Origin of the sequence: Streptomyces sp. N35, from assembly GCF_016464295.1 — a bacterium.
In the GTDB taxonomy this organism is placed as follows: domain Bacteria; phylum Actinomycetota; class Actinomycetes; order Streptomycetales; family Streptomycetaceae; genus Streptomyces.
Genome location: NZ_JAEIMH010000006.1, coordinates 26,483 through 39,801, shown reverse-complemented (window position 1 = coordinate 39,801; position 13,319 = coordinate 26,483). Strand labels below are relative to the sequence as shown.

At 69.4% G+C, this 13,319-nt stretch carries 7 protein-coding genes; 4 read left to right on the top strand and 3 right to left on the bottom strand.

Annotated features, from left to right (window positions below; all coding sequences use genetic code 11):
- Position 1: 1 nt before the first annotated feature.
- Positions 2 to 1,810: a serine hydrolase domain-containing protein gene (locus JAO81_RS04755; RefSeq protein ID WP_199546480.1), complete on the bottom strand. Its 1,809-nt coding sequence runs from the start codon at positions 1,808 to 1,810 to the stop codon at positions 2 to 4.
- 193 nt (positions 1,811 to 2,003) lie between these two features.
- Between JAO81_RS04755 and JAO81_RS04750 the strand changes: the two genes are divergently transcribed.
- The 3 genes from JAO81_RS04750 (at position 2,004) to JAO81_RS04740 (ending at position 5,940) form a co-directional block, all read left to right on the top strand.
- Positions 2,004 to 3,107 carry a nitronate monooxygenase family protein gene (locus JAO81_RS04750; RefSeq protein WP_199546479.1) on the top strand — a complete coding sequence of 368 codons (1,104 nt, stop codon included), beginning with the start codon at positions 2,004 to 2,006 and terminating at the stop codon, positions 3,105 to 3,107.
- Between the two features lie 108 nt (positions 3,108 to 3,215).
- Positions 3,216 to 4,766: an acyl-CoA synthetase gene (locus tag JAO81_RS04745; RefSeq protein ID WP_199546478.1), complete on the top strand. Its 1,551-nt coding sequence runs from the start codon at positions 3,216 to 3,218 to the stop codon at positions 4,764 to 4,766.
- Between the two features lie 70 nt (positions 4,767 to 4,836).
- Positions 4,837 to 5,940 (top strand): calcium:proton antiporter, encoded by a 1,104-nt coding sequence (locus JAO81_RS04740; RefSeq protein WP_199546477.1) that lies wholly within the window; start codon positions 4,837 to 4,839, stop codon positions 5,938 to 5,940.
- Between the two features lie 16 nt (positions 5,941 to 5,956).
- On the opposite strand, the gene JAO81_RS04735 is transcribed toward JAO81_RS04740, so the two are convergent.
- Together JAO81_RS04735 and JAO81_RS04730 are read right to left on the bottom strand one after the other, a co-directional pair.
- Positions 5,957 to 8,932 (bottom strand): carbohydrate binding domain-containing protein, encoded by a 2,976-nt coding sequence (locus tag JAO81_RS04735; protein WP_199546476.1) that lies wholly within the window; start codon positions 8,930 to 8,932, stop codon positions 5,957 to 5,959.
- Positions 8,933 to 9,174: 242 nt separating this feature from the next.
- Positions 9,175 to 11,589, bottom strand: a complete 2,415-nt coding sequence (locus JAO81_RS04730; protein WP_199546475.1) for a penicillin acylase family protein — start codon at positions 11,587 to 11,589, stop codon at positions 9,175 to 9,177.
- Positions 11,590 to 11,776: 187 nt separating this feature from the next.
- Here JAO81_RS04730 and JAO81_RS04725 point away from each other — a divergent pair, with 187 nt between their 5' ends.
- Positions 11,777 to 13,270, top strand: coding sequence for an acyl-CoA synthetase (locus tag JAO81_RS04725; protein WP_199546474.1), 1,494 nt, complete (start codon positions 11,777 to 11,779; stop codon positions 13,268 to 13,270).
- Positions 13,271 to 13,319: the final 49 nt, after the last annotated feature.

Below are 13,319 nucleotides of genomic sequence, written 5' to 3'. Positions count from 1 at the left end.
CTCAGTCGCGGGACACGGTCCACCCCGTCGCCTCGATGCGCCGTGCGTCCGCGGGCCTCGCGGAGTCGAACAGCTTGTGGCGGCCCGCCTGGACGCGCAGCTCGTCCACGTAGGCGCCGCGTCCCACGTACAACTGGTCCGTGGCGTAACGCCAGCGCAGCCGGGCCGCGGCGCCGCCGATCCCGGAGAGGTCGGCGGTGACGGTGTGCCAGGTGCGTCCCGACCACCCTGTGACCGACCCGTCCGGGTGCGGTCCTGAGACGTGGCCCTCCGTGGTGAAGGCGAGCGGCGACCAGGTGGCGCCCTCGTCCGTGGACGCCTCCAGGTAAAGGCGGTCGGAGCCGGGCTCGGTGTCCCACCACAGGGAACAGCGCAGCCGGGCCTCGGCAGGCAGGTCCAGGGTGGGCAGCGCGAGGGTGGCGGTCGTGGCGCCCGCCATGCCGGAGAACCAGGCCTCGCGCCCGCTCGCCGGACGCACCGGCACAGCGCGCGCGAGCCGGTTGGCCGTGGCGACGCGCGGGGCCGATCCCGATCGCCAACTGCGCACCGGATGCACCGAGTTGCCGAGGACGACGAGAAACGAGTCGGTGGTCGGGTCCAGGACAAGAGATGTCCCCGTGAAGCCGGTGTGGCCCGCCGAACCGGGTGTGGCCATCGCGCCCATGAACCAGTGCTGGTAGAGCTCGAAGCCCAGACCGTGCTCGTCGCCGGGGAACTCCGTGTTGAAGTCGGTGAACATCAGGTCCACCGAGTCCTCGCTCAGAATGCGCGTACGGCCGTACGCGCCGCCGTTGAGCAGGCAGCGGCCGAGGATCGCGAGGTCCCACGCGCACGAGAACACGCCCGCGTGGCCGGCCACACCGCCGAAGCTGAAGGCGTTCTCGTCGTGCACCTCGCCCCAGACCAGGCCGCGGTCGAGCCCCGACCAGGGCAGCCGGGCGTCCTCGGTCGCGGCGATCTTCGGCTTCCAGGACGCGGGCGGGTTGTACCGGGTACGGCGCATGCCGAGCGGGGCCGTGATCTCGTCGTGCAGAAGTACGTCGAGCGCTCGGCCGGTGATCTTCTCCAGGACGAGCTGGAGGGAGATCAGGTTGAGGTCCGAGTAGAGGTACTTGGTGCCCGGCGCGTTCAGGAGGGTTTCGCTCCACAGGCGTCGGAGCTTGGCCTCGTACGTCGGCTCCTTGAAGAGCGGAATCCAGGAGCGGAAGCCGGAGGTGTGCGTGAGGAGCTGGAGGATGGTGACGTCCTGCTTGCCGCCGCCGGCGAAGTCCGGGAGATACGAGGCGACCGTGGCCTCGAGTTCGAGCGTGCCGCGTTCGATCTGCTGCACGGCCAGGATCGAGGTGAAGAGCTTGGAGACGGACGCGAGGTCGTAGACGGTGTCCTCGGCCGCCGGGATCTGCTGGTCCGCCGGGAACTCGACGCCGGTGTCGGTCTTCTCGTCGTACGCCGAGTAGCGCACCGCCATGCCGATCGGCTCGTGCAGGGCGACGGTGGAGCCGCGGCCCGCGAGCAGCACGGCGCCCGCGAACCACGGGTGCTTGGGGGAGGGGCCGAGGAACTTCTCCGCGTCCACGACCAGTTGGCGCAGCTCGCCCGGCAGCAGTCCGGCCTGTCCGGCCGAGCCCCGGCGCAAAGTGCGGCCATGTCCCTGTTCCGCCGCCGCGGGATTCGCCGTCGCGGGCCCCGCCGGGAACGGCACCAAGGCGACGGCACCGCCGAGTGCCATCAGGCCCTGGCCGAACCGACGCCTGGAAAGGGCTGCTCGTCTGGGAACCTCGCCGGTGTTCTCTGCGTGCGCCTCACGCATGCCGTACTCCTCCGCGTATCGATATTGAAAGATACTTTCGCGATCTCGACAGCCGAGTGAAACCTTCTTTCGCGGTGGTGTCCCTGTCAAGAGTCCGTGCTTCGGGTGGGTCGAGTGGCGTGACGGGCAAAGAATCTGACACTCAGTCAGAAAATCTCTTCCCTCGCCCGCGCGGCTGCGGCATCCTGCCCGCATGCAGACGGAGCTGAGCAAGAAACTCGGAGTCGAGCACGCCGTTTTCGGGTTCACGCCGTTCCCCGCCGTGGCCGCCGCGCTCACCCGGGCCGGCGGATTCGGCGTGCTCGGCGCGGTCCGTTACACGGCCCCCGACGAACTCAAACGCGACCTCGACTGGATGGAGGCGAACACCGGCTCCAAGCCGTACGGCCTGGATGTCGTGATGCCCGCGAAGAAGGTCGAGGGCGTCAGCGAGGCCGATGTCGAGGCGATGATTCCGGCGTCCCACCGGGAGTTCGTACGGGAGACGCTCGCCAAGTACGGCGTCCCGGAGCTCGCCGAGGGCGAGGCGTCGGGGTGGCGGATCACCGGCTGGATGGAGCAGGTGGCCCGCAACCAGCTGGACGTGGCCTTCGACTACCCGATCAAACTCCTCGCCAACGCGCTCGGTTCGCCGCCGGCCGATGTGATCCAGCGCGCGCACGACAACAATGTCCTCGTCGCCGCGCTCGCGGGCAGTGCCCGGCATGCGCGCAAGCACGCAGAGGCCGGTATCGACATCGTGGTCGCGCAGGGGTATGAGGCCGGCGGGCACACGGGCGAGATCGCGTCGATGGTGCTCACCCCGGAGTGCGTCGAGGCCGTCGCCCCGCTGCCGGTTCTCGCGGCCGGCGGCATCGGCAGCGGTGAACAGGTGGCAGCGGCACTGGCGTTGGGCGCGCAGGGCGTGTGGACCGGATCGATCTGGCTGACCACGACCGAGGCCGACATGCACTCGCGGGCCGTCACGGAGAAGCTCCTTGCCGCGGGCTCCGGCGACACGGTCCGCTCGCGTGCCCTGACCGGAAAGCCGGCGCGCCAGCTGCGCACCGAGTGGACCGACGCCTGGGACGACCCGAACGGGCCCGGCACGCTGCCGATGCCGCTGCAGGGACTCCTGGTCGCCGAAGCGCTCACGCGGATCCAGAAGTACGAGATCGCGCCGCTGCTCGGCACGCCCGTGGGCCAGATCGTCGGCCGGATGAACGCCGAACGCAGCGTCCAGGAAGTCTTCGACGACCTCACCCGCGGCTTCGAGCGAGCCATCGACCGCATCAACAAGATCGCCGGCCGCGCCTGACCGTTTCCCTTCCCGCCCCCCTGACCGCCCCCTACTGCCCCTGACTCCCCCTCCCGACCGACCCCGACTTTTCACCCCGGCCTACCCCGTAAGCCAGGAGGAGCCTTCATGTCCCAAGCACCCAACGGTTTCTGGGCGCAGGCGACGGCCGACCCCGAGCGCGTCATGCTCATCGCCCCCGACGGCGAGGAGTGGACCGCGGGGCGGCTGCACGCCGCCGTCAACCAGCTCGTGCACGGGTTGCGCGCTGCCGGCCTGGAGCGCGGCGACGCGTTCGCGGTCGTGCTGCCCAACGGTGTGGAGTTCTTCACCGCGTATCTCGCCGCGTCCCAGGCCGGGTTCTACGTCGTGCCCGTCAACCACCATCTCGTCGGCCCCGAGATCGCCTGGATCGTCTCCGACTCGGGCGCCAAGGTGCTGCTCGCGCACGAGCGGTTCGCCGAGGCCGCGATCCACGCTGCCGACGAGGCGAAGCTGCCGGCCGAGCAGCGGTTCGCGGTCGGCTCCGTGGAGGGATTCCGGCCGTACGCCCAACTCCTGGACGGACAGCCGGAGTCGGTGCCCGAGGACCGCACTCAGGGCTGGGTGATGAACTACACCTCCGGTACGACAGGACGCCCGCGCGGCATCCGCCGTCCCCTGTCCGGAAAGCCGCCGGAGGAGGCGCATCTCGGGGGCTTCCTCGGGATCTTCGGCATCAAGCCGTTCGACGACAACGTGCACCTGGTCTGCTCGCCGCTGTACCACACGGCGGTGTTGCAGTTCGCGGGTGCGTCGTTGCACATCGGGCATCCGCTGGTCCTGATGGACAAGTGGACGCCCGAGGAGATGCTGCGGCTGATCGATACGTACAAGTGCACGCACACGCATATGGTGCCGACCCAGTTCCACCGGCTGCTCGCGCTGCCGGACGCGGTCAGGTCCTCGTACGACGTCTCGTCGATGCGGCACGCGATCCACGGTGCCGCGCCCTGCCCCGACCATGTGAAGCGCGCGATGATCGAGTGGTGGGGGACCTGCGTCGAGGAGTACTACGCGGCCAGTGAGGGCGGTGGAGCCTTTGCGACCGCGGAGGACTGGCTGAAGAAGCCCGGCACGGTCGGAAAGGCCTGGCCCATCAGCGAGTTGGCCATTTTCGACGACGACGGCAACCGGCTGCCGCCCGGTGAACTGGGCACGGTCTACATGCAGATGAAGACCGGCGGCTTCTCGTACCACAAGGACGAGGAGAAGACGAAGAAGAACCGTATCGGCGACTTCTTCACCGTCGGCGACCTCGGGATGCTCGACGAGGACGGCTACCTGTATCTGCGCGACCGCAAGATCGACATGATCATCTCGGGCGGCGTCAACATCTACCCGGCCGAGATCGAGTCCGCGCTGCTCACCCACCCGGCCGTCGCGGACGCCGCCGCCTTCGGCATTCCGCACGCCGACTGGGGTGAGGAGGTCAAGGCGGTCATCGAGCCGGCCGAGGGGTACACGGCCGGCGACGCGCTCGCCACGGAAATCCTCTCGCACTGCGAGCGGCAGCTGGCCGGATACAAGCGGCCCAAGAGCGTGGACTTCATCGAGACGATGCCGCGCGACCCCAACGGGAAGCTGTACAAGCGACGGCTGCGCGAGCCCTACTGGGAGGGGCACGAGCGGCCCATGTGATCCCGCCCGGCACCCCCGGAGCTCCGGCTCCGGGGGTGTGGTCCGTCCGGCGAGCTGTCAGCGTTGGATCATGGCAGCTGCGAAACCGGGCACCTTCACCACCGTCGGGACGACCGCCGTCCCGCTGATCGCCCTCGTGGTCCTGGCCTTCACCTGGGGCCGTGACCTGCCCGGCCCCATGGTGGTGCTCGTCGCCGTCTGCCTGGCCGCCGCGGTCCTCGCCGCCGTCCATCACGCCGAGGTCGTGGCGCACAAGGTGGGCGAGCCCTTCGGCTCCCTGGTGCTCGCGGTCGCCGTCACGCTGATCGAGGTGGCCCTGATCGTCACCCTGATGGCCGACGGCGGGCCGAAAGCGTCCTCGCTGGCCCGGGACACCGTGTTCGCCGCCGTCATGATCACGTGCAACGGCATCGTCGGCCTCACCCTGCTCGTTGGCGCCTGGCGCAATGGCGTAGCCGCCTTCAACACGGACGGGACGGTCGCGGCGCTGTCCACCGTGGCCACCCTCGCGACCCTCAGCCTCGTGCTGCCGACCTTCACCCACGGGGTCCAGGGTCCGCAGTTCACGACCGCGCAGCTGGCCTTCGCGGCGATCGTGTCCATCGGGCTCTATCTGCTGTTCGTGGCTATGCAGACGATCCGCCACCGCGAGTACTTCCTGCCCGTCACCCGCGACGGCGAGGTGCTCGACGAGGAAGCGCACGCCCATCCGCCGACCAACCGGGAAACCCTCGTCAGCCTGCTGCTGCTGCTCGCCTCGCTGGTGGCGGTGGTCGGCAACTCCAAGGGGATCTCGCCGACGATCGAGGACGTGATCGACAAGGCCGGGCTGCCGCAGTCGGCGGTCGGTGTCGTGATCGCGCTCCTGGTGCTGCTGCCCGAAACCCTCGCGGCCTTCCGCTCGGCCCGACGCGACCGGGTCCAGATCAGCCTCAACCTGGCGCACGGCTCGGCGATCGCGAGTATCGGTCTGACGATTCCCGCGATCGCCGTCGCCTCGATCTGGCTGGACGGGCCGCTCGAGCTGGGCCTGGGCGCCACCCATATGGTGCTGCTCGCCCTGACGATGGTGGTGAGCGCTCTGACCGTGGTGCCGGGCAAGGCGACTCTCCTCCAGGGCGGGGTGCATCTGGTGGTGTTCGCGTCGTTCGTGTTCCTGGCGATCAGCCCTTAGTTCCGGATGGGTCCGTTCACTTCAGGTAGGGCCCGTCACCGCCGATCCTGCCGGGGCCGTTCAGTACGTACACGCGCAGGTTGCCCTTGCCGGGGGCGGCGACGGACAGCGTGCCCTTCGCGACGGTCTTCACGTCTCCGGTGACGGCGTCGGTGTACGTGCCGTTCGGAATACCGGTGTACGTGGCCGGCCCCGTGACCGTGACCAGCGCGAAGCTGTCCGTGCCCCCGCCGGTGTAGCGCCGCTTGAACGCCATCCGGCCGCTGATGCCCTCCGTGGAGTACTGGCCCATCTGCAGCGCGGGCACGGCCCGCCGGATCTGGTTGAGCCGCTGCAGGTGCTTGACCAGGGGCTGGTCGAGCGTCGTGGCGACCGTGCCGCTGGACGAGCCGGCCTTGCCGAAGTCGGTGGCCGTGACGGAGCCCGCCAGATGCTCACCGAAGTAGGCGCGGCCGGTGGTGGCGAGCGGGCAGCTCGGCCCGCAGTCGATCTTCCTGCCCTTCTGGAACTCGATCTCCGAGCCGTAGTACAGCGCCGGGATGCCGCGGAAGGTCCACATCAAGGACATGTTCTCGGCCCAGGCGTCGGTGCCGCCCGCGTAGCGTTCGCTGCTCTTGTTCGGCCCGTAGTCGTGGCTGTCCACATAGACGACGTTGTACGTCGCGTCATTGACGGAGTCGTCGGAGTCCTTGCCGTTGCCGAAGGCGTTCGGCGCATCACCGAAGTTCATGTGCATGCGCATGTCGATGATGTGCATGCCGGAGAACTTGCTGTGGTCCGGGGCGTGGTAGCTGTTGCCGTTCAGGAAGGCGTTGGTGGACGTGGGCTGATTGCCGGTGCCCTGCTGCTGCTCGTAGGCGTACATCTCGAGCGCGGCCGCGGCGTCGTCGGCCGCGTACTCCTTGCGTTCCTTCCAGCTGTAGAACTGTGCGGAGTGGTTCACCGAGCCTCGGTTCCACTTGTCGTTGACGAAGGCCGCGACCTCGCCGAACACGAAGAAGTTCCTGGCCTTTTCCGCCCCGAACCGCTGAGTGACCCGCTCGTTGATGGCCGGCAGGAAGCGGCGGTTCCAGGTGGTACGCGGGATGTGCACGGCCGTGTCCACGCGGAAGCCGTCGACGCCCATGTCGATGTACTTGTTGTACGCGCCGATCAAGTAGTTCTGGACGGCCGTGTTCTCGGTGTTGAAGTCGGCGAGGTCCTCGTGCAGCCAGCAGGAGCGTGAGTCCTCGCCCTCCCAGTTGCCGATCCAGCACTGGTGGTACAGGTCCTTGGGGAGAATGCCCGAAGTGGGGCTCGGCCACTGGCAGTTGTAGAGGGTGTAGCCCTCCGGGCTCTTGGAGCCGGTGGGCTTGCCCCAGTTCAGGCAGGTGTTGCCGGAGGGCTCGGCCGTCGACCACAGGTCGCCGTTGTAGTACGACTTCCCGGACTTGGGCTCGACGGTCAGGCCGTCGTACGTGAACCCCTCGTTCCTCTCGTCGTAGTACCAGCTCCACTGGGAGTCGCGGACGCCGTACACGGCCGGCGTGGACAGGCCCTTGGCGCCCCAGCGGGAGCTGTGGTTGTAAACCACGTCCTGGTAGATCTTCATGCCCTTGGCGTGCGCGGCGTTGATCAGGTCCTGATACGAGGCGCCGGCGGACTCCAGGCGCGGGTCGACCTTGTAGAAGTCGTAGCCGTGGTAGCCGTGGTAGTCGTAGTCCGAGCGGTTGAGGACGACCGGGGTGACCCAGACCGCGGAGAAGCCCAGGGCCTTGATGTAGTCGAGCTTGTCGACCAGGCCCTTGAAGTCGCCGCGGAACATCGGGTCGTCGTTCGCCGCGTTGCCGGACTTGACGTGCTGGCCGCCGCCGCGGTTGTTGCCCGTGTCGCCGTTGCGGAAGCGGGCCGTGAGCACGAAGTAGATCGGGTCCTTGCGCGGATCGGTGCCCAGCGGTGTGCCCGCGGCGGGTTCCGGTGCCCGCTCGCCGGTCGTCGCCCTCGCCTCGGCGGAGGCGGGCGAGACATTGCCGGCCGCGTCCAGGGCCTTCACCGTGTACGTGTAGGCGGTGCGCTCTTCGAGTCCCGTGTCCGAGAACACGGTTGAGCCCACGTCGGTGACGACCGTGCCCTTGGTGCCGCCGGTGCGGGTGACCTGGTACTTGGTCACTGCCGTGTCATCGGTCGCCGCCTCCCAGGTCAGCACGATGGACGTGTGGGCGGCGTTCGCGGCGACCTCGGGGGGTGCCGTCGGGGCCTGGGTGTCTGGCTCCTGGGCCGCGCAGGGGTCCTTGGCGTCCTTGGTCACCGCACCGTCCTTCACGGTGGTGAGGCCGGCCGAAAGGGCGTAATCGGCGCCGTTGTTGTTGTCCCACACGCCGTTGCCGTTGTTGAAGGTGGCCTGCAGCGTCGTGGCCGTCCCGAGGTCGATGGCCTTCTTCCACCAGCCGGTGCAGGCGGCCGCCATGCCGAGGCCCGGGGCTGTGGTCCAGGAGGCGCCGGTGGGTGCGTAGTGGAGGTTGGTCGTCGTCCACCCGGAGGTCGCCGTGGAGTAATAGACGGTGGCCTGGTTGCCGGGCTTGCCCGGGCCGGTGCCGGCGCACGGATCGCTGTGGGCGACCACGCCGTCCTTGACGGTGAGGACGCCCGTGCCCAGGTCGTAGTTCGCGCCGCCGTTGTTGTCCCAGGTGCCGCTGCCGTTGTTGAAGGTGGCGGCCAGACCGGTGGCCGAGCCGAGGTCCACGGTCTGCTTCACCCAGTCCGTGCAGGCCGCTTCCATGCGCGTGCCGGGCACGGTCGTCCACGCGCCGCCGTCCGGTGCGTAGTGGAGGTAGGTGGAGGGCCAGTCCTTGGTCTTCGTGGAGAAGAAGACGGTCGCCGTGTTCGCGCCGGCGGCCCTCCCCTCCGGTGCCGAGCCGGCGGCGGGTGTCCCGGAGAGCAGGGACAGGAGGCCGCCCGCCGCAGTGAACGACGCGAGCAGGCGCCGTGGCGGGCGGATGGGTCTGTGTCTCATGGGCGTCTCTCCGATACGGGCTGCCGGGTGGGGAGTTCAGCGCGCGCCTGCAAGAACCGCCGGAAAGTTCCTGCAAGTTATTGCAGCGCGGAAGTTACAGGTACACGACAGGCGCGTAAAGGGAGTGCGCAGAGCGGGGGTTCACCGCGGATTCGGCTTCGGTCTCGGTGTCCGCGGCCGGTCGCGGGAACGGCGAAGGCCCGAGGGGCGGAACCCCTCGGCCCTTCGGTGAGCGTGGTCCGTCAGTGACGGCGCTCCTTGACCTTCACCACCTTCAGATGGGGCGAGCGGTGGATGTCCTTCTCGCAGAAGCGTGAGGTCACCCACTTCTCCTGCGAGAACAGCCGCGTCTGGTCGCTGTAGTGCGGCGAGTTCGGGTTCGGGGACTGCGAGTACGTCAGGAGGGTCCGCGCGACCGGGCAGCGCGAGCCGTCCCAGCCGACCGCCTGGATATGGCTGGAGCCCGTACTCACCTCGGTGTAGCCGGACTTGGGGTCCCACACCGGCTCGATCTTGTTCCACACGCCCAGGGACTCGGTGCCACCCGGCACGGCCAGGCGCTTGCCGCCCCGTACGACGTACTGGTTCTCACCGAGGCGGGCGTCCAAGGCGATACCGGCCGACGTGAGCTGGGTGACGGCATCCGCGAGGGCGCGGGCGAACGCGGGCGAGGCGGTGTTGAGGGTGTGCGGGGTGCGGATCGGGTCGGCCGGGTCGAAGGGCACGGTCCACACGCCCTGCGAGCCGAGCGCGGAGCGCATGCCCCGCCAGAACCGGTCGTAGAGCAGCGCGCCCCGGCTGTCCGTGTCCATGGTCCGGTCCCAGGTCTTCAGGACCGCGCACGCCTTCGTCACGTCGACGACCGTGCCGTCACTGCCGGTTGCCTTGCCGCCCGGCAGCTGAGCGCAGGCTTGCGCCGCCTCGGCCGCGCCCAGGGTGCCGGCCGGTGCCCGGTTGGCGAACTGCTGGCGCTGCAGGTCCGCGACGGTCAGCTTGCCGCGCTTCGCCATCGTGGCCACGTCCTCGACGGCTCCGCGGGTACGCATCGAGCGCGGAGTGTCGATGTTGCCGAAGACCCGCTCGTACCCCCGCAGCGGCCGGTCGGCGTTGGCCAGCCAGGCACTGTCGTTGGAGTTCTCCGCGTACGGCGCGTCCACCAGGGTCGGCATCCGCGACGGACCGAGGATGCCCGGCTGCAGGGCGTCCTGGTCACGCCCGAGACCGCAGTCGGCGCGTGAACCGTCGAGCACCGCGAGGCCCGCCGACGGATAGGTGATCCTGCCGAGCGGGGTGGAGCAGCGCGCGGCGATGTCATCGGTGATCCGCGGCAGCACCTGGGACTGCGTGTACAGCGAGTGCCCGCCCGAGTCGGCGGCGATGGTGTTCACCCAAGGCAGGCCCTGCGTGGTGCGGAGCACCTCTTGCACGCCCTTGACGCTGCGTGCCTTCGCGAAGCCGAGAGCGGTGTCGGAGGCGCGCAGATTGGCCGCGTTGGGGTCGTTGAGCGCGTACGCGGTGGTGGCCGTCCACGGAAGGGGCAGCTCGGCGCCGAGCGAGGTCACCACCGGGCCGTACTCCGTCCACCACTGGTCACGGGTGACGGGCGCGCCGCCCTTCACGTCGATGGTGACGGTGCGCTTGGTCATCCTGCGCGGCTTGCCGTCGACGAGGTACGTCGTCGGATCGGCCGGATCCAGGGTCAGTTGGTGCAGATTCATCGGTACGCCGGTGGCCACGGTGTGGCTCCAGGCGACGTACGGCGTGAACCCGATGGACGGGGTCACCGCACCGATCAGTGAGCCGCCGGAGACGTTGAGCTCACCGGGGATGGTCTGCTGCACCTGCCAGAAGCGGCGGCCGCCCTGCCAGGGGTAGTGCGGGTTGCCGAGCAGCAGACCGCGGCCGTTCGCCGTCGTACTTCCGTGGAACGCGACCGCGTTGGAGCCCATCGCGGCCTCGTCCGTGGCGAACAGGTCGCGGGCCGCCTCTGCCTTTGCCTTCGGGGAGACGTCCTTGGCCCGCGCGCCGGCCGCCGGCGGCTGTGCGCTGGTGATCGCGTCCGCCGCACGGCCCTGGCCGCCGAGGACGGAGAGCGCGAACGCGAGCCGTGACATGTCGAGTTCGGTCGCGGGCCGTACCCAGTCGGCACCCTTGCACGCGGGGTCCGTGATGCGGTTCTGCTTCAGCCAGGCGTTGTAACCGGCCGCGAACCCGCGGACCAGCTTCTTCTGCTCGGGCCGGTTGCCGAGCGGCGGCGGGAGTTCGGCGAGCTTCTCCACCGTGCCGGCTTCCTTGATCCCGCGGAAGAACAGGTCGCTGGAGGCGTTCGTCGTGGCCGAGGACAGGGAGCCGTCGGGCGCCTTGTCCACGCCGAAGTACTTGGACCGATCGCCGCGCAGCGTCACGAAACTCTCGGCGAGGACGCAGACGTTGTCCTGGGCCTGTGCCCACCCGGTGCCGAAACCCAGATCGGTGTAGTTGCCCGCGAGGATGTGCGGGATGCCGTATTCGGTATAGCGGATGGTGGCCGAAAGTCCGCCGTGCGACGGATGCCGGTCACCGCGGTCCTGGTCGGCGGCGGGCGCGGGCGCCGCGGTGGCGGCCGCGGTGAGCAGCGCGGTGGCGAGGAGTACGAAACGTCTCGCGCGCTGGCGCATGTGTCCTCCCAACGGATGTGCGGGCAGGGGCAGTTGAGCGTACCTACCGGTAGGTCACCTGTCGTCCCTCCGTGCGCGGTGGTTGTGCCGCGTCACAGGGGGACTGTGCCGGTACACAGGAGTCGGTCTTGCGTCCCGCGCTCACGGCTCTTGACCCGCGTCCGCGGTCCGGCACAGGATCACGTGCATGACGGGTGTACGCAGCAACACGGTCGACGCCATGCTCCGCCGCAGCGCCCGGCGCACCCCCGAGCGGGTCGCTCTGCGCTACGCGGACCGCACGTGGACCTACGCCGAACTGGACGAGGCGGTCTCGCGGGCGGCGCGGGTCCTGAGCGACGCGGGCCTGGCGCCCGGCGACCGCGTGGGGGCCTACGGCCACAACTCCGACGCCTATCTGATCGGCTTCCTCGGCTGCTCGCGCGCGGGCCTGGTGCACGTACCGGTCAACCATCACCTCACCGGCGACGATCTCGCGTACATCGTCGGCCAGTCCGGGAGCACGCTGGTCCTGGCCGATCCCGCACTCGCCGGCCGACTGCCCGATGACGTAAGGGTCCTGGCGCTGCGCGACCAGGACGACTCGCTGCTCGAACGACTGCGGACGTCACCCGTGTACGACGGTCCTGAACCGTCCCCGGAAGACCTGGTGCAGCTCCTGTACACCTCCGGCACCACGGCCCTCCCGAAGGGCGCGATGATGACGCACCGCGCCTTGGTCCACGAGTACGTCAGCGCGATCCATGCCCTCGGCCTCGCGGAGACCGACCGGCCCGTGCACTCGCTGCCGCTCTACCACTCGGCGCAGATGCATGTGTTCCTGCTGCCGTATCTCGCGGTGGGCGCGGAGAACACTGTCATCGACGCGCCCGCGGCGGACCGGATCTTCGATCTGGTCGAGGCCGGACACGACAGCCTCTTCGCGCCGCCCACCGTATGGATCGCCCTCGCGAACCACCCCGATTTCACCCGGCGCGATCTGACCGCTCTGCGCAAGGCCTTCTACGGGGCGTCGATCATGCCTGTGCCCGTGCTCGAACGGCTGCGGGCCAGGCTGCCCGGGCTCGGGTTCTTCAACTGCTTCGGGCAGAGCGAGATCGGGCCGCTGGCGACCGTGCTCGGCCCCGAGGAGCACGAGGGCCGGATGGACTCGTGCGGGCGGCCGGTGCTGTTCGTGGAGGCCCGGGTCGTGGACGAGTCCGGCAAGGAGGTGCCGGACGGCACACCCGGCGAGGTCGTCTACCGCTCACCCCAGTTGTGCGAGGGCTACTGGGACAAGCCCGAGGAGACGGCGGAGGCCTTCCGGGACGGCTGGTTCCGTTCGGGCGACCTCGCGGTGCGGGATTCCGAGGGCTATTTCACCGTTGTCGACCGGGTGAAGGACGTGATCAACTCCGGGGGAGTCCTGGTGGCGTCCCGGCAGGTCGAGGACGCGCTCTACACCCATGAGGCGGTGGCCGAGGCGGCCGTCATCGGGCTACCGGACGAGCGCTGGATCGAGGCGGTCACGGCGGTGGTGGTGGCCCGCGGTGAGGTCACCGAGGCGGACCTTGTCGCGCACGCGAAGGAGCAGCTCGCGGCCTTCAAGGCCCCCAAGCGCGTCCTGTTCGTCGACGAACTGCCGCGCAACGCGAGCGGCAAGATCCTCAAGCGGGAGCTGCGCGACCGGTTCGCGGGCTAGGGCGTCTCTTTTGGATCTTGCCGGCCACGGGAGCGACGCCCTCTGCGGA

What these genes read in the sequence shown, in the direction of transcription:
- JAO81_RS04735 (WP_199546476.1), bottom strand. Translation starts at nt 8,932, where the DNA reads ATGAGACACAGACCCATCCGCCCGCCACGGCGCCTGCTCGCGTCGTTC.
- JAO81_RS04745 (WP_199546478.1), top strand. Translation starts at nt 3,216, where the DNA reads ATGTCCCAAGCACCCAACGGTTTCTGGGCGCAGGCGACGGCCGACCCC.
- JAO81_RS04740 (WP_199546477.1), top strand. Translation starts at nt 4,837, where the DNA reads ATGGCAGCTGCGAAACCGGGCACCTTCACCACCGTCGGGACGACCGCC.
- JAO81_RS04750 (WP_199546479.1), top strand. Translation starts at nt 2,004, where the DNA reads ATGCAGACGGAGCTGAGCAAGAAACTCGGAGTCGAGCACGCCGTTTTC.
- JAO81_RS04725 (WP_199546474.1), top strand. Translation starts at nt 11,777, where the DNA reads ATGACGGGTGTACGCAGCAACACGGTCGACGCCATGCTCCGCCGCAGC.
- JAO81_RS04730 (WP_199546475.1), bottom strand. Translation starts at nt 11,589, where the DNA reads ATGCGCCAGCGCGCGAGACGTTTCGTACTCCTCGCCACCGCGCTGCTC.
- JAO81_RS04755 (WP_199546480.1), bottom strand. Translation starts at nt 1,810, where the DNA reads ATGCGTGAGGCGCACGCAGAGAACACCGGCGAGGTTCCCAGACGAGCA.